The following is a 15,502-nucleotide window of genomic DNA, read 5'->3' as shown; positions in this document are numbered from 1 at the left end:
TATATTAAAACACCGTCAAGCCGGATCACGCGGGCGGGGATGATGCCCGCGCAGTTTCCCGCGCGGGCATGTGGTTCAGGATGCCAAAAGCCTGCGAATTTTATCAAGGGCGCGTTTTTCGCCCTCTTGGTATCCGATGGGCTCAAAAAGGCGTCCTTTGTCGTCAAACAGCAGCACCGAGGCCGAGTGGTCCATGGTGTAACCGCCACCTTCCAGCGGGACTTTTCTAGCGTAGATCACAAAGGATTTGATCGCTTTGTTGATCTCTTCGACCGAGCCTGTGACCCCGACAACACCCGGCGTCCAAGAGACGTAATCGCCCAGCAGGTCGGCTGTGTCGCGTTCGGGGTCCACGGTCACAAAGTAGGCGCGCAGGTTGACGCCGTCTTCTTCCTCCAGGATCGCTTGCCACGTCGCAATGTCGCCCAAGGTTGTCGGGCAGACTTCGGGGCAATGGGTGAAGCCGAAGAAGACCGCCGAGGGCGTGCCTTTGAGCGTCTCTTGGGTAAATTCAGCGCCATCAGTGCCCGCGAGCACATAGTCGCCCTGCCCGATTTTATCTGCGATTGTTGTGGTCATGGCGGGTTTCAGTACAAAGGCAAACGCGCTGGCGGCCAAGGCGACGGCAGCAAACCCCATAAGTGCGATTTGAAACGGTTTTGGTTTTGACATTATCTACTCCGTTGCTTTGGGCGCGTGGCCCGCGTCCATATCCATGTCGCCATGCATCATTGATTTTTGATTTGTCGCGCCGACGGGCATTTTCACGTCCACGTCGCCTGCCACTTCGAACGTCAGGCGTACGTCGATGGATTCGCCTTCGACCAAGGGGCCGGTCAGGTCCAAGAACATCATATGATTGCCGCCTGGCGCAAGCGTGACGGTTTCACCGGCCGCAATGGTCAAGCCTTCTGGTAGTTGGCGCATTCTCATCACGTCGTTTTCCATCGCCATTTCGTGGATCTGGGTGTCGTTGGACACAGGCGACGCGGCCGAGATCAGGCGGTCAGCGACGGCGCCATTATTGGTGATTACGATAAAGCCGCCCGCGACAGGCGCGTTTGGCAATGTGGCGCGTGTGAATGGGTGCGTCAGGGTCAAATCGCCTACGACGATTTCTGCCGACATGTGCGCCATTTCGCCGGCTTCGGGCATTGCGGCCATGTGAGAGTCAGCCTGTGCAAAGGTTGCAGTTGCAGCCAGAGCCAGCGCGCAGAGAAAGGGTTTAGTCATGGGGATATCCAATATGTGACAGACCACCGCGCCGGCGTTGCGGTCGCGGGTCTTTTTGTCGGGAAAAAGTGAACGGTTCAGGCCGCGCGTGGCGGTCCACGGGCGGACCATGCGAAGGGGTCACGTTGATTGCCAAATGTCAGTGCGGCCAGAGCCTTGACCGTGGAATTTGGCACCAAATCCCAGACCTGCCCTGTCGGGCGCGTCGGGTGGACATCAGCCGTCACATGGCAGAACGGGCATTGTCCGCTATGCGCGGGCATTCCGTCGCCGCAGAGATCGTCAACCGTGCCGCCCATCGCGATAAACGCAGCGATCTGCGGGTTGGCGGGGGTCGTCTGCACCATGCGTCCTGCCGACACAATGGAGGTCAGCGCCAGCATCAAAGCGGCGCATAACATCATAAAGCGAAATGGCGGGGACTGGTTCATGTGCGCATCCTAACAGGACCCTGCGGGTATTGGGAATGACCTAAGATCAAAGCGCCAGATCAAGCACCACCGGAAAGTGGTCGGACGCGTGTAAAAGTGCTTCGCGCAGTGGCAAATTTTCATAACAATCAGGGTGATCGAACGGGTGCCAGATTTGCCAGTGCGACGCCATGTCGCGCAGGTTCGGCGAGACTATAATGTAGTCGAGCAATGCATTCAGATATTGCCCGTCACGGTGTTTGAACCGCGCTGTGGTGGGCATTGCGCCGATGCGCTGTCCCAGTGCGATACGGGCGTGGGGCTCGAACATGCGCAGCGCGTCACCTTCGCCCAGCACGATTTCTATGCCGGAACGCCCGAAGAATTTTTCGTATTCATCCAGCCCCGGGCCATCGTTGAAATCGCCCATGACAATCAGGTCATCACCAGCGGCGAGATGTCCGTCGACGCGTTGGCGTAGCCAGATGCATTGCGCGAGTTGCTTTCGGCGGTTCTGGATTGAAATACGGATGGCTTCGGCCTCGTTTTTCGCGCCATGCGGGGCCTTGGATTTGGCGTGTACGCCAATCAAGCGCAAAACCTTACCCGTGGATAAGGTTAGTGCAATTTCCAAAGGAGGTTTCGACCAGGTTACCAGATCGGGCGCTGCGTCAACGTCCAGATCAAGACGGAAAGTACTGTCAAAGCGCGGCGCGTCATGGCTGCCTTTTTTGCCGGTGGGGTTGCCTACCGGATCGTGTCGGGCGTCCATTTTATCGGGGTCGTAAAGGAACGCGATTTCTTGTTGCGTGTCATTGTCAAAGCCGATGATTGCGCGGCGGGCACGCAGGTCAAAGGTGGCTGCAAATGTTTCCAAGGCTTTCACGCCGCTGCGATGCGGGCTGGTGTCGGGGGCCTCGATGATCATCACGGCATCAAGGTCCATTGCGGCAAAAACTGTTCCAAGCGCCTGTGTTTGCATAGCTTTTGTAATGTTCCACCGCCCTGACCAACTGTCGTCGTTGATCAGCCGTCCTGCATCATCAAACAGTTTGTTAAACCATTCGACGTTGTAGGTTCCGATTTTCACGCGCGCTGTTCCTTGATGCTATCCCATGCGCGGTTGATAACGATCATACGTTTTTCGGCCATTTTCACCGCCTCGGCAGGCAGGCCGCGCGCGGTCAAACTATCGGGGTGTGTGTTGCGCACAAGCGCGCGCCACGCGGATTTGATGTCTTCCATTGGCGCGGTATGGGCGACGCCCAGCACGTCATACGGGTCGCGGGTGGCGTCCGGCACAAACTGGGCGCGGATGCGGGCAAAACGGTGGTCGTCGTAGCCCCAAATCTCGGCCACGCGCGACAGGAACTGGTCTTCGTTGGGGTGGTATTCACCGTCTGCTATCGCGATGTGAAACAGCCCCTCCATCAGATCGCACAGCGGCGCCTGATCTTGTGCATACATCGCGCCGATCCGTGCGGCGTAAGCCTCGAACCCGGCCACATCGGTGCGCGCAAGGTTAAACACACGCGCAGCGTTGGCCTCTTCTTCGGGAGGGATTTGGAACACTTCGCGAAAAGCGTTCACCTCGTCGCGGGTGACCTGCCCGTCAGCTTTGGCCATTTTCGCACCGAGTGCTATGACCGCAATCGTGAAGGCCACCGACCTGTCAGGCGGCGTGCGCAGGCGTTCGAACACCGCCGACAAGCTTTCGCCGCTAGCAAGAGCCGCAATCGCGTCCGTTATGCGTGACCATAGTGACATAAGCATAGCCTAACCGATTTCGCCCCGAAACGTCAGAGCCGTTTTTGCATCAACACCAGATCAATCCAGCGCCCGACCTTGAACCCCACCTCTGGCAGGATCGCAAGGGTCGTGAAGTCGCAGGTGGTATGAAATTCAACTGCGCGTGGGTTTTCGCCGCTGATGCCCGCATGCATCATGCGAATGCCAGCGTGTTTTGCATGTTCACACAGGGCCGCGAGCAAGGGGCCGCCGAGGCCGTGTCCGCGCGCATCGGGCGCCAGATAAATTGTGTGTTCGGCGCTGAATTTATAGCCGTTCCCACTGCGAAACGGACCGTAGCGCGCGAATCCTTTGACCTGACCCGCAATTTCCACGACGAGGCACGGGGTTTGAGTGATCAGAGCGGCGACCTGTGGCACGGTTATTTCATCAGAGGTAAAGGTGATCGTGGTTTGTGTGATGATCGGGTTCCAGATGTCGGCGATTGTCTGCGCATCGCGGCGCAGCGCCGGACGGATCATATCACGACGGTCCCGTTGGGGGTGTCGATATGTGCGCTAAAATGCGGTTTGTCTGCGGTGATAAAGACCACGCGCGTATCGTTTAACGCGCAAATCTCACGCAGATGGGCAGCCTCGGGGTGATGCACCTCCCAACGGATCAAGCGACAGCCGCTATTGGCAAGCTTTAACGTCGGATGTGCGGTCATGTCGTCCCAGTGGATCAATGTCGGGAAACCACCCTGCATCGGCAAGGACCCGTCGTCCGGCACCGTGATCTGCCACGTCAGATCACCGCGCGACATTTGCACCGCAGGGCCTGTAAGGGTGGAGTGTGCCGCAAGATCATCGGCCCGGCAAATCCAGTTGCCCCAGCGCGGCACATCGGGTGCATGGTCGAGATCAAACCAGCGCGGACCCTGCACATTTGCCGCAGGATCAGGCGCAATCACCTCTAGATAGAGACCGTCGGCCAATGCCAGCAACCGGTTATGCGTGCCGTATTTAGGATGTGCGCCGCCTACGAGGAGCGGCACGCCAAGTTTTTCAGATAACCATGCCGTGCCCGTTGCAAGATCGGCGCAAACAACCGCGATGTGATCAAGTTCCAACATTGCATATCCTTTTGCGTCAGCTGCACGTTGGGCGATCAAATGCTTGATTTATACAAGGTGCAACCCCTGCCCCGTGGCGGGCAGAAAACATTTAGGAATTCTGCCCTTGCCTGCCTTTGACTATCCGAGGTTACGCGCGAGTTTTTCTAATCAGGGCAAGGATATCTTCCGCCGCTTTCGGAATATTCGTGCCCGGCCCAAAGATGGCTTTTACGCCAGCGTCAAACAGGAATTTGTAGTCTTGCTGCGGTATCACACCGCCGCAGATTACCAGAATGTCCTCGGCGCCCGCATCTTTCAGCGCTTTGATCAGTTGCGGCGCGAGGGTTTTATGGCCTGCTGCCTGACTGGAAATCCCGATCACATGCACGTCGTTATCGACCGCATCTTGCGCGGCTTCGGCGGGTGTCTGGAACAATGGCCCGACGTCCACATCAAATCCGATGTCGGCAAAGGCCGTGGCGATGACCTTTGCGCCGCGATCATGACCGTCCTGGCCCATTTTGACCACCAACATGCGCGGGCGGCGGCCTTCTTCTTCGGCGAAGTCCTCGACGGATTTCTGGATTGCTTCAAAGCCTGCGTCGCCTTCGTAGGCCGCGCCGTACACCCCTGCGAGGGTTTTGACTTCGGCGCGGTGGCGGCCAAATTCAACTTCCATTGCCATGCTGATTTCCCCTCCTGTGGCGCGGTGACGCGCGGCTTCGACCGCGGCTTCTAGTAGGTTGCCGCCTTCTTTTGCGCGCCGCGTGATTTCGGCGAGTGCGGCATCACAGGCGGCTTGATCGCGTGACGCTCGTGTTTTTTCAATGCGGGCAATTTGGGACAGGCGCACAGATGCGTTGTCAATATCGCGGATATCGATCGGGTCCTCGTTGTCTTTGCGGTATTTATTTACCCCAACAATGACCTCGGTACCTCGGTCTATCATCGCTTGGCGGGTCGCCGCGGATTCCTCGATGCGTAGCTTGGGCATACCAGAGGCCACGGCTTTGGTCATGCCGCCCAGTTCCTCGACTTCTTCGATGATTTTCCAAGCTTTTTCAGCAAGCTCCGCAGTCAGGCTTTCGACGTAATACGACCCTGCCAGCGGGTCGACCACGTTGGTGATGCCGGTTTCTTCTTGCAGTATTAACTGGGTATTGCGTGCGATCCGGCTGGAGAAATCGGTGGGTAGCGCGATAGCTTCGTCGAGGGCGTTTGTGTGCAGGGATTGGGTGCCGCCCAAGACCGCCGACATCGCCTCGTAGGCGGTGCGGATCACGTTGTTATAGGGGTCTTGTTCTTGCAGGCTGACGCCCGATGTCTGGCAGTGGGTGCGTAACATCGTGGATTTTTCGTCTTTGGGATCGAATTCGGCCATGATTTTTGACCAGAGCAGACGGGCGGCGCGAAGTTTCGCGGCCTCCATAAAGAAGTTCATGCCGATGGCAAAAAAGAACGAAAGGCGCGGCGCGAATTTATCGACGTCCATGCCCGCCGCGATGGCAGTGCGGACGTATTCGCGCCCGTCAGCCAGTGTAAAAGCGAGTTCCTGCACGAGGTTCGCGCCGGCCTCTTGCATGTGGTAGCCGGAGATCGATATCGAGTTGAATTTTGGCATATGTTCGGACGTGTATCCGATGATATCCGCGATGATCCGCATCGAGGGTTCGGGGGGGTAGACGTAGGTGTTGCGGACCATGAACTCTTTGAGAATATCGTTTTGAATCGTGCCTGCGAGCAGTGCTTTGTCGTGGCCTTGCTCTTCGCCGGTGACGATGAAGTTGGCGAGGATCGGAATGACGGCACCGTTCATGGTCATTGAGACGCTGACCTTATCCAGCGGGATGCCGTCGAACAGGATTTTCATGTCTTCGACGCTGTCGATGGCCACGCCTGCCTTGCCGACGTCACCTTCGACGCGGGGGTGATCGCTATCGTAGCCACGGTGGGTGGCCAGATCGAAGGCGACAGATACGCCTTGTTGACCGCCGGCGAGTGCCGCGCGGTAGAAGGCGTTAGATTCCTCGGCTGTTGAGAAGCCTGCGTATTGCCGGATTGTCCAAGGGCGGCCCGCGTACATCGTCGCTTTCACGCCGCGTGTGAAGGGGGCGGCACCCGGAATACTGCCCATATGGGGCAACCCGTCGGTGTCGTCTGAGGTGTAAAGCGGTTTGACCGCGATGCCCTCTAGCGTGTTCCACGTCAGCGCATCAATTGGTTTGCCGCGCAATTCTTTGGCCGCGATTTTAGACCATTCGTCGAATTGTCCCATCATTTTCTCCGATCTTGGCATGTCGCTGGATTGTTCCCAGTCACACGATGCCGTTTTCATCCATGTCATTCATTTTTGGTCGCGTATTTTGCGGCGCAACGCCTTTTGGGTTTAGTAAGGTCGTCGTGCCATCCGCCAAGTTATTCATTTCATTGCACTCCCTGCCAGAACTGTTGAAATCTGGTGGTAGCAGTGCGGTGAACACCACTCTGTCTGGCGCACTTTCTGGAGATCACTACCGGCATGGGGTTATAACCAAGCGATTAAACATAAATTTGTATTCAATTGCGGTCTTTGTGGTCGTTATTACTAAAACAGACGCTATGTTAGGGAGTATGAAAACACTTTTGATTAGCGCCGTTCTGGCAGCCATGACGACCGCGTCTAACGCGCAAACCGCACTAGAGGCATGGACTGCCGACCGCACGCAGATCTTTGATGCTGCCGGGATTGATCCGGCGGATTTCATCTGGATTGCGCGCCCGATTGTGGTGTTTGCGCAAAGTCCGAATGATCCGATGTTCGACGAGCAGATTGGGCTATTGACCGAGCGTATTGATGAATTGGCGTTGCGCGATGTGATTGTTATCGCGGACACCGATCCTGAGACCCCAAGTGCCTTGCGCACGGCACTGCGTCCGCGCGGGTTTATGTTGGCGATTATCGGCAAAGACGGGCGTATCGAGTTGCGCAAGCCGGCACCATGGGATGTGCGTGAAATATCGCGCAGCATTGATAAGATGCCATTGCGCCAGCAGGAAATTCGTGACCGGCGTGTGGTGGAATAACACGCATGTGTCACGGGAGTTGGTCCGCGTGGCTGATCATTTTAAGACACATCAGGAATAATGCCAGTGCACCGATCACGGTTGCGGCCGTGTTTGACATGAACGCGTTTGCCACCAAGCGCCCGTAAAGATAGAGCAGGCTGTAGACCGCGATCCCACCGAATAGAAACGTGCGCACGGGGGCCAAATTGGACCCTGCCGTCCGTGCAACGCCCCAAAATATGACCACGGCAATCATCGGCGTTGTCATCACCGATAGCGGCAATCCGCTATCGAGGCTGATCGTGTCCATGTCGATGATCACAAGGATTGCCAGCAAAGCCACCGCAAGCCCGATCAGGTATGCGGTCGCTGTGATGCCAAGAATCCGGCCAAATCCAGACATTGTCACTCAAACTCCATGATGATTTCGTCCACTGCGAGGCTATCACCTGCGGCGGCGTTGATTTTGGTGACGATGCCTTTGCGTTCGGCGCGCAGGATGTTTTCCATTTTCATCGCTTCTACGGTGCAAAGTGCCTGTCCGTCCTGCACTTCGTCGCCCACGGCCACGTTGATTTTTACGATCAGGCCCGGCATCGGGCAAAGCAGCAGCTTGGAGGTGTCGGGAGCCACTTTTTCGGGCATCAGGGCTGCGAGTTCGGCCTGACGCGGGGTGCGCACATGCACTTTGAGGTCGGCACCGCGGTGGCGTACGCGGAAGCCGCCCGAGATTTTGCCGACCTTCATGACCAGCGGTGAGCCGTCCACCGTCATGCGCGCCAGTGGGTCGCCCGGTGTCCAGTCGCCTTCGACGCGCAGGACCTGCCCATTGATTGTGACGTTCGATCCGGCTTTGTCGGCGGCAATGACGGTGTCGAGAGATTGGCCTTGCAGATTGACGACCCAGTCTGCGCCGACTTTGCGTTCGTGGTTGTTCATGCGCCCCGAGATGCGGCTGCGGCGGATTTCGGCGACGCGGTGCATGGCAGACGCTGCGGCGGCAATGCGGGTTAATGTGTCGTCGGACAGGGTTGCGCCGTCAAATCCGTCAGGGAATTCTTCCTCGATGAAAGCGGTCGTCATGTTGCCAGAGGTGAATTTCTCGTGGTCATAGACGGCGGCGAGGAATGGCAGGTTGTGACCGATGCCTTCGACCTCGAAACCGTCCAGAGCGAGACGCATTTCCTCGATTGCCAACGCGCGGGTTGGCGCCCATGTGCAGAGTTTTGCGATCATAGGGTCGTAATACATGCTGATTTCGCCGCCCTCAAAGACGCCTGTGTCATTGCGCACGGCGCGGGTTGCGTCGGCCATTTCCACAGGGGGGCGGTAGCGGGTCAAGCGGCCGATGGAGGGCAGGAAACCGCGATAGGGATCTTCGGCGTAAAGCCGGCTTTCCATTGCCCAGCCGTTGATTTTCAGGTCTTCCTGCTTCATTGGCAGTTTTTCACCGTAGGCGACGCGGATCATTTGTTCGACCAGATCAATGCCGGTGATCAGTTCGGTGACGGGATGTTCGACTTGGAGGCGGGTGTTCATTTCGAGGAAGTAGAAATTGCGGTCGCCGTCGACGATGAATTCGACTGTGCCTGCCGAGGCGTAATCCACTGCTTTCGCGAGGGCCACTGATTGCGCGCCCATTGCGGCACGGGTTTCCTCATTGAGGAACGGGCTTGGGGCTTCTTCGATGACTTTTTGCTGGCGGCGCTGGATCGAGCACTCGCGTTCGTGCAGGTAGACGCCATTGCCATGTTTATCGCAAAGCACCTGAATTTCGATGTGGCGCGGTTGGGTGATAAATTTTTCGATGAAAATACGGTCATCGCCAAAGGAGTTGGCCGCTTCGTTCTTGGAGGATTGGAAGCCTTCGCGGGCCTCTTGGTCGTTCCACGCAATGCGCATGCCTTTGCCGCCGCCGCCTGCCGAGGCTTTGATCATGACGGGGTAGCCGACTTCGTTCGAGATTTTGACCGCATGTTCGGCGTCGTCGATCAGGCCCATATAACCTGGAACGGTGGACACATTGGCCTCTTGGGCTAGTTTTTTGGAGGTGATTTTGTCGCCCATCGCCAAGATCGCGCCTTTTGGCGGTCCGATGAAAGCGACGCCAGCGGCCTCTAGGGCTTCGGCGAATTTGGCGTTTTCCGACAGGAAACCATAGCCCGGATGCACGGCCTCTGCGCCTGTTTGCAGCACCGCGGCCATGACTTTGTCGATGACGATATAGGACTGGTTGGCGGGGGCTGGCCCGATATGCACCGCCTCGTCCGCCATTTTCACATGCAGCGCGTTGCGATCCGCGTCGGAATAAATGACGACGGTTTTGATCCCCATTTTCTTGGCGGTTTTAATCACACGGCAAGCAATTTCACCGCGGTTTGCGATCAGAATTTTCTTGAACATTTCAGCAGCCCTTCAAAAGCAAAATCGCCGCGCGCAGGGTTGTCCTGCGGCGGCGATTTTAGGTGTTTTAATAGAATTTGTTAAACGCTTGACCTTAGAGGTCGTTAGCAAGTGCGCCGATAAGGCCGCCAGCAAGCGCGCCTTCAACGCAGCGGTTGCTACCGATTGTTTCGCCAGCAACGCAGCCAACGCCAGCGCCAACAAGCGCGCGCTCGCCGTCTGTGTCGAGGCAAGCTGTGAGACCGAGAAGCGCTGTTGCAGCGATGATATAAGAAGTTTTAAGCATGATTTTCTGCCCTTATGAAGTGTTCTACTCGTCATAAAATCGGCTATATCAAACAAGAACGCAAGCCTTACAAAGCCAGCCGTGCGATATTTCGCCGTATCCATGAAAAGGGTGACCGATATGGGCCCGAAAGGCACATATCGGCCGGGGAAAGGGCAATAGTCGAGACTATCTACATCAGACAGGATGCTTGGCCTGCCTGCTGCGAGGTCAGATTGGCATAAGTCGCATATGTTGCAAAAGCATGTCGCCGACGGATCGCCAAAACCGGCTGATTTCCGCTGGAATAACATGGTATTGCGCGACAAATGGCCCATTAGCGTTCCCGCATCTCTGGAAAGCTGATCATCGCAACTTTTAAATCAATGCGCAGCAAAGCGTCGTAACTGGAGGCGTCAAACGGGTCCTCGGCAGGCACAACTTCGCGGCCGAAAAGCCAGCTGAGGCGTCCTGCGTCCAAATTGCCACGGATAAAAGGTTCGGTGCCAAAATGGTCATAAAGCGCCTGCATGAAGCCAGCGTCAGCGCGCCGGTCGGGCGGGCGTCGGTCGGGGTAGCGGATACGCTGGGTGATTTCGGTAGCGCCATCTTTATTGTCGCGTCTTATCACAAATTGAAAATCGGTGCCGGCAAGGCGACCGGGAAACCCGCGGTGCTTTTCCATTAGAATTCTTCCCAAATACAGGCGTCGCCATCACGGCGAAACGGCTGAAAAAACTGAACAACCTCCGTGATCTCGCCGAAGGGAACTTCTTCGGCGGAGACGGAAATCACCAGTTGGGTTACACCTGATTGCGCTTGGGTCAAAGCAGGAACCGCGACCTGAGCGCAGACAAAGTCAAAATCATCCATTACATCGGCAAAGGTGAGGCCCGTGGCGATTTCCGGCAGTGTGAATCTGAACCGCCCCAAGTCGTCTTCGATGCGCACCTCAAAAAGTGTGAACACATGCCCCGACGGCACCACAATCTCGGTGGCCATCGCGGGGCTGGCAAGCAGCGTGCATATGATCGCAAATGTGCGGATAATCTTGACCTCGTTCAGAGCGGGATATTGTCGTGTTTTTTCCAAGGATTTTGGAGGGATTTGCCACGCAGCGAGGCGAACGCTCGACACACACGTTTGCGCGTTGATTGCGGACGGATCACTTCGTCGATGAACCCGCGTTCAGCCGCGACAAACGGGTTGGCGAAGCGGTCTTCGTAGTCGGCGGTGTGTTTTGCGATTTTTTCGGCGTCGCCAAGGTCGGCGCGGTGGATGATTTCAGTCGCCCCCCTTGCCCCCATCACAGCGATTTCGGCAGTGGGCCATGCATAGTTGAAATCGCCGCGCAGATGCTTTGAGGCCATCACGTCATAGGCGCCGCCGTAGGCTTTGCGGGTGATCACGGTCACTTTTGGCACAGTTGCTTCGCCATAAGCGAACAGCAGTTTTGCGCCGTGTTTGATCACGCCGCCGAATTCCTGTGACGTTCCGGGCAAAAACCCCGGCACATCGACGAGTGTCAGGATCGGAATTTCAAACGCATCGCAGAAGCGCACAAACCGCGCCGCCTTGCGCGAGCTGTCGATATCAAGGCAGCCTGCCAGAACGGTCGGTTGGTTGGCAACAACGCCCACGGTCGAGCCTTCGAGGCGAATGAAACCGGTCAGGATATTCTTGGCGAAATCTTGTTGGATCTCGTAAAAATCACCTTCGTCTGCCAGTTTATGGATCAACTCTTTCATGTCGTAAGGTGCGTTTGCGTTGTCGGGGATCAGCGTATCAAGGCTTTCGTCGATACGGTTCACATCGTCAAAGAACGGGCGCACGGGGGATTTGGTTTTGTTGTTGAGAGGCAGGAAATCGACCAGACGGCGGCATTCGGCCAAGGCCTCTACGTCGTTTTCAAACGCGCCGTCAGCGACGGATGATTTCTTGGTGTGGGTGGCAGCGCCGCCCAGTTCCTCGGCTGTGACAACTTCGTTGGTGACAGTTTTGACCACATCGGGGCCGGTTACGAACATATAAGAGCTGTCTTTCACCATAAAGATGAAGTCGGTCATGGCGGGAGAATAGACCGCACCACCTGCGCAAGGCCCCATGATCAGGCTGATTTGCGGCACAACGCCTGAGGCCATAATGTTGCGCTGGAACACTTCGGCGTAGCCTGCGAGGGATGCAACACCTTCTTGAATGCGCGCGCCGCCGGAATCGTTGATGCCGATCACGGGCGCGCCGTTTTGCATCGCCATGTCCATGATTTTGCATATTTTTTGCGCATGCGTTTCCGACAGCGAGCCGCCGAACACGGTGAAATCTTGCGAGAACACATAGACCAGACGCCCGTTGATTGTGCCCCAGCCCGTTACAACGCCGTCGCCTGCGGGACGCTGTTTTTCCATGCCGAAGTCTGTGCAGCGGTGGGCGACGAACATGTCGAACTCTTCAAAAGAGCCGTCATCCAGCAGCAAATCAATACGTTCGCGTGCGGTTAACTTGCCTTTGCCGTGTTGTGCGGCGATGCGCGTTTCACCGCCACCCAGCATTGCAGCCGCGCGGCGCGTCTCAAGCTCTTGCATTACGTCCATGATGTGTTCCCCTTTGATAAGCACAACCTTAACGGCGCTCGGCGGTTATGAGAAGATCTAATGCGGATATTTGCAAACCACCGCATTTGCATTTTTACAAAACTGCATAACTGCAAATCTCTCAGGCCAATCAAATCATTCATGGACACACTCGCGTCCGAGGCCTAAGTCTTTGGAATGACCAATATGCCCGTTGTCCGTTTCCTTGATCGCACCACCCCGCCGCACATCACGACATTGATCTTGATGGCAGGGATTTCCGCGTTGAATATGTCAATTTTCCTGCCCTCGCTGGCGGCAATGACGGTCTATTTCGACACGGATTACGCGACTATGCAGCTGGCGCTTTCGGGGTATCTGGCGACCACGGCGGTGTTGCAAATCGCGATCGGCCCGATTTCGGACCGCTACGGACGCAGACCCATCGCGCTCTGGGCGATGGGGATTTTTGTTCTTGCGAGTTTCGGCGCCTATATGGCACCAACCGTTGGCGTATTTCTCGCATTTCGCATGTTGCAGGGTGCAGTTGCGACGGTGATGGTCCTTAGCCGCGCGATTGTGCGCGACATGGTTCCGCAGGCCCAAGCGGCGTCGATGATTGGCTATGTCACAATGGGCATGGCGCTGGTGCCGATGATTGGACCGGCGATTGGCGGCACCTTGGACCAGTATTTCGGCTGGCACGCGACGTTCCTTGTGCTGACGTTTTCGGGGGCTGCGGTCTGGCTGCTATGCTATTTTGATCAGGGTGAAACACTGGCCAAAGGCGGCATGTCGTTCCGTGACATGTTGCGCGGTTACCCCGAGCTTTTGTCCTCTCCGCGCTTTTGGGGTTATGCGCTTTGTGCTGCCTTTTCGTCGGGGTCATTTTTTGCGCTTTTGGGCGGCGCGTCCTTTATTGCGGGCACCGTTTTCGGGCTATCGCCGATGTGGTCGGGGATCGCCCTTGGCGCACCTGCAGTGGGCTATGCGACCGGGAATTTTCTGGCGGGGCGCTATTCGGTGCGCCTTGGCATCAACCGCATGGCGGTTATTGGCACGATCTTGATGATTATCGGGCTTGGCAGCTCGCTTGGATTGGCGTTGCTGGGGTATCATCATCCGCTGATTTTCTTCGGGTTCTGCACGTTTCTGGGCCTAGGTAACGGCATTGCATTGCCAAACGTCACTGCGGGCCTGTTGTCGGTACGCCCGCATCTGGCAGGCACTGCGTCGGGTCTAGGCAGTGCGTTAATGGTAGGCGGCGGCGCAGTTCTGGCGCAATATGCAGGCACATTGCTGGATCCAGCAACGGGTGCGGTGCCGTTACAATGGTTGATGCTAGGCACGGCCGTTGCAGCGCTGCTATCGGTGCTTTTGGTAGTTTGGCGTGCAGCGACGCGCCCATAAAATGATTGCCACCAGTTATAGGACTGTGAGTTCAAGCGTCTGTAATGATTGCTAAAAATCCGCATTCGGGTTTCATGAACTGGCGAAGATATTCATAAAGCCCGAAGCTATTGTCCGTTGAGGGATCATGCGTCCTTCAACAGCGCGTCAAAACCTTAGTCTTTCGCGCCGCCCTTTTTTTCGTCTTGCGGTGTGCTCAGCGTTGACCACGTCTTGTCGCGCTGCGGTGGCGGCGGCGTTTCGCAATCGCCGCGATGGATATTCACCTTGGCGATGAAATTCGCGGAAATCGGTGCTGTTACAAACAAAAAGCCCATAATCAGCAATTCGTGCATCGACGAGTCACCCAAGACCAGTGAGTGGACCAGCGACGCGACAAGCAGCATTCCGATCCCGATGGTCCCGACCTTTGTTGGCGCATGCAGGCGCGACATCGGATTATTGAATTTCATCAGGCCGATGACACCGACACATACAAAAAACGACCCGATCAACAGGCTTATTGCAACCACGTAGATCCCGATAATTTCAGCGCTCATTCGATGATGTCCCCCCGCAGCAAGAACCGCGCGAGCGCAACAGTCGAGACAAACCCTAACATCGCGATCAGCAAAGAGACCTCGAAATAAATCTGCGTGCCGTGGAAAATCCCCATCGCAATCACCAGCCCTAAACCGTTGATGACCATCGTATCCAGTGCGAGGATGCGGTCACCCGGCGTTGGCCCGATCACCACACGCACCATTGACATGATCTGTGCAAGCACAAGCGTCACAAAAGTGACAATCATCGCTACCTCCATAAATCCAAGAGCAGTTGTCATAAGAAAATCTCCTTAAGGCGGCGCTGGTAGCGGTTGATGATATCGTCCCGAACAGCGTCGGGATCATCTGTGTGCAGCACATGGATTAACAGGCTATGGCCCTCGTCTGACAGGTCCGCAGACACCGTACCAGGGGTCAGCGTGATCGTGCCGGCAAGAACCGTAATGGCCTCGGGTTGACGCAAGTCTAACGGGACGACGATCCAGGCCGGCTTTAATTTTGCGTTTGGAACTGTCAGCACAATCCACGCGACTTCTACGTTCGCCACAAGGATGTCCCACATGACGAGCGCCATGTAGCTGATCATCCTGCCCGGATGAAACCCCTGGGGCGTATTGGGCCACCAGATTGACGTCCCCCACGGGATGATGACTCCCAGAATAAAGCCAAAAACAACCATTCCTGCCGATACTTCATTTTGCAACAATGTCCAGACAACAACCAAAAGCAGCGTCACAAACGGATGCGGCATAAGCCAAAAAAACGCGCGTTTCAAA

The 15,502-nt window shown here is 56.4% G+C and carries 19 protein-coding genes; 2 read left to right on the top strand and 17 right to left on the bottom strand.

The window, feature by feature from the left end:
- Nucleotides 1–75 precede the first annotated feature (75 nt).
- From ACXLHR_RS02505 to scpA, 8 genes are all read right to left on the bottom strand, one after another.
- Nucleotides 76–672, bottom strand: a complete 597-nt coding sequence (locus tag ACXLHR_RS02505) for an SCO family protein (protein WP_458789969.1) — start codon at nucleotides 670–672, stop codon at nucleotides 76–78.
- A gap of 3 nt (nucleotides 673–675) precedes the next feature.
- Nucleotides 676–1,233: a copper chaperone PCu(A)C gene (locus ACXLHR_RS02500; RefSeq protein ID WP_458789968.1), complete on the bottom strand. Its 558-nt coding sequence runs from the start codon at nucleotides 1,231–1,233 to the stop codon at nucleotides 676–678.
- Between the two features lie 77 nt (nucleotides 1,234–1,310).
- Nucleotides 1,311–1,664 (bottom strand): hypothetical protein, encoded by a 354-nt coding sequence (locus tag ACXLHR_RS02495; protein WP_458789967.1) that lies wholly within the window; start codon nucleotides 1,662–1,664, stop codon nucleotides 1,311–1,313.
- Between the two features lie 46 nt (nucleotides 1,665–1,710).
- Entirely contained in the window at nucleotides 1,711–2,733 is a 1,023-nt protein-coding gene (locus tag ACXLHR_RS02490) for an endonuclease/exonuclease/phosphatase family protein (protein WP_458789966.1), read from the bottom strand.
- Nucleotides 2,730–3,410 carry a TerB family tellurite resistance protein gene (locus tag ACXLHR_RS02485; RefSeq protein WP_458789965.1) on the bottom strand — a complete coding sequence of 227 codons (681 nt, stop codon included), beginning with the start codon at nucleotides 3,408–3,410 and terminating at the stop codon, nucleotides 2,730–2,732. The genes ACXLHR_RS02490 and ACXLHR_RS02485 overlap by 4 nt, the downstream gene beginning before the upstream one ends.
- A gap of 32 nt (nucleotides 3,411–3,442) precedes the next feature.
- Nucleotides 3,443–3,913 (bottom strand): N-acetyltransferase family protein, encoded by a 471-nt coding sequence (locus tag ACXLHR_RS02480; RefSeq protein ID WP_458789964.1) that lies wholly within the window; start codon nucleotides 3,911–3,913, stop codon nucleotides 3,443–3,445.
- Nucleotides 3,910–4,506, bottom strand: coding sequence for a VOC family protein (locus ACXLHR_RS02475; protein ID WP_458789963.1), 597 nt, complete (start codon nucleotides 4,504–4,506; stop codon nucleotides 3,910–3,912). Before ACXLHR_RS02475 ends, ACXLHR_RS02480 begins: the two co-directional genes overlap by 4 nt.
- A 130-nt stretch (nucleotides 4,507–4,636) precedes the next feature.
- Nucleotides 4,637–6,763, bottom strand: a complete 2,127-nt coding sequence (scpA, locus tag ACXLHR_RS02470; RefSeq protein ID WP_458792450.1) for a methylmalonyl-CoA mutase — start codon at nucleotides 6,761–6,763, stop codon at nucleotides 4,637–4,639.
- 335 nt (nucleotides 6,764–7,098) lie between these two features.
- Here scpA and ACXLHR_RS02465 point away from each other — a divergent pair, with 335 nt between their 5' ends.
- Nucleotides 7,099–7,551: a DUF4174 domain-containing protein gene (locus tag ACXLHR_RS02465; protein ID WP_458789962.1), complete on the top strand. Its 453-nt coding sequence runs from the start codon at nucleotides 7,099–7,101 to the stop codon at nucleotides 7,549–7,551.
- 10 nt (nucleotides 7,552–7,561) lie between these two features.
- Here ACXLHR_RS02465 and ACXLHR_RS02460 read toward each other — a convergent pair whose 3' ends face one another.
- From ACXLHR_RS02460 to ACXLHR_RS02435, 6 genes are all read right to left on the bottom strand, one after another.
- Nucleotides 7,562–7,942 (bottom strand): hypothetical protein, encoded by a 381-nt coding sequence (locus ACXLHR_RS02460; RefSeq protein ID WP_458789961.1) that lies wholly within the window; start codon nucleotides 7,940–7,942, stop codon nucleotides 7,562–7,564.
- The gene (locus tag ACXLHR_RS02455; RefSeq protein WP_458789960.1) at nucleotides 7,939–9,936 is read right to left on the bottom strand and encodes an acetyl-CoA carboxylase biotin carboxylase subunit; all 1,998 of its coding nucleotides are present in this window, start codon (nucleotides 9,934–9,936) and stop codon (nucleotides 7,939–7,941) included. The genes ACXLHR_RS02460 and ACXLHR_RS02455 overlap by 4 nt, the downstream gene beginning before the upstream one ends.
- A gap of 94 nt (nucleotides 9,937–10,030) precedes the next feature.
- On the bottom strand, nucleotides 10,031–10,222 hold the full coding sequence (locus ACXLHR_RS02450; protein ID WP_458789959.1) for a hypothetical protein: 192 nt from the start codon (nucleotides 10,220–10,222) through the stop codon (nucleotides 10,031–10,033).
- A gap of 316 nt (nucleotides 10,223–10,538) precedes the next feature.
- Nucleotides 10,539–10,886, bottom strand: a complete 348-nt coding sequence (locus ACXLHR_RS02445; RefSeq protein ID WP_458789958.1) for a hypothetical protein — start codon at nucleotides 10,884–10,886, stop codon at nucleotides 10,539–10,541.
- Nucleotides 10,886–11,293: a DUF6497 family protein gene (locus tag ACXLHR_RS02440; protein WP_458789957.1), complete on the bottom strand. Its 408-nt coding sequence runs from the start codon at nucleotides 11,291–11,293 to the stop codon at nucleotides 10,886–10,888. Before ACXLHR_RS02440 ends, ACXLHR_RS02445 begins: the two co-directional genes overlap by 1 nt.
- Complete coding sequence (locus ACXLHR_RS02435) at nucleotides 11,263–12,792, bottom strand: acyl-CoA carboxylase subunit beta (RefSeq protein WP_458789956.1); 1,530 nt, start codon at nucleotides 12,790–12,792, stop codon at nucleotides 11,263–11,265. The genes ACXLHR_RS02440 and ACXLHR_RS02435 overlap by 31 nt, the downstream gene beginning before the upstream one ends.
- Before the next feature lie 177 nt (nucleotides 12,793–12,969).
- Between ACXLHR_RS02435 and ACXLHR_RS02430 the strand changes: the two genes are divergently transcribed.
- Nucleotides 12,970–14,181, top strand: a complete 1,212-nt coding sequence (locus tag ACXLHR_RS02430; RefSeq protein WP_458789955.1) for a multidrug effflux MFS transporter — start codon at nucleotides 12,970–12,972, stop codon at nucleotides 14,179–14,181.
- Between the two features lie 155 nt (nucleotides 14,182–14,336).
- Here ACXLHR_RS02430 and ACXLHR_RS02425 read toward each other — a convergent pair whose 3' ends face one another.
- From ACXLHR_RS02425 to ACXLHR_RS02415, 3 genes are read right to left on the bottom strand one after another with little or no spacing between them, the layout of a single operon-like run.
- Nucleotides 14,337–14,720 (bottom strand): cation:proton antiporter, encoded by a 384-nt coding sequence (locus tag ACXLHR_RS02425; protein WP_458789954.1) that lies wholly within the window; start codon nucleotides 14,718–14,720, stop codon nucleotides 14,337–14,339.
- Nucleotides 14,717–15,004, bottom strand: a complete 288-nt coding sequence (locus tag ACXLHR_RS02420) for a K+/H+ antiporter subunit F (RefSeq protein WP_458789953.1) — start codon at nucleotides 15,002–15,004, stop codon at nucleotides 14,717–14,719. The genes ACXLHR_RS02425 and ACXLHR_RS02420 overlap by 4 nt, the downstream gene beginning before the upstream one ends.
- Nucleotides 15,001–15,501, bottom strand: a complete 501-nt coding sequence (locus ACXLHR_RS02415; RefSeq protein ID WP_458789952.1) for a Na+/H+ antiporter subunit E — start codon at nucleotides 15,499–15,501, stop codon at nucleotides 15,001–15,003. The genes ACXLHR_RS02420 and ACXLHR_RS02415 overlap by 4 nt, the downstream gene beginning before the upstream one ends.
- Nucleotide 15,502 lies beyond the last annotated feature (1 nt).

This window comes from Yoonia sp. MH D7, assembly GCF_054439475.1.
Note: the sequence above shows the minus strand (reverse complement) of the source record. Positions and strands in the feature narration are given on the sequence as shown.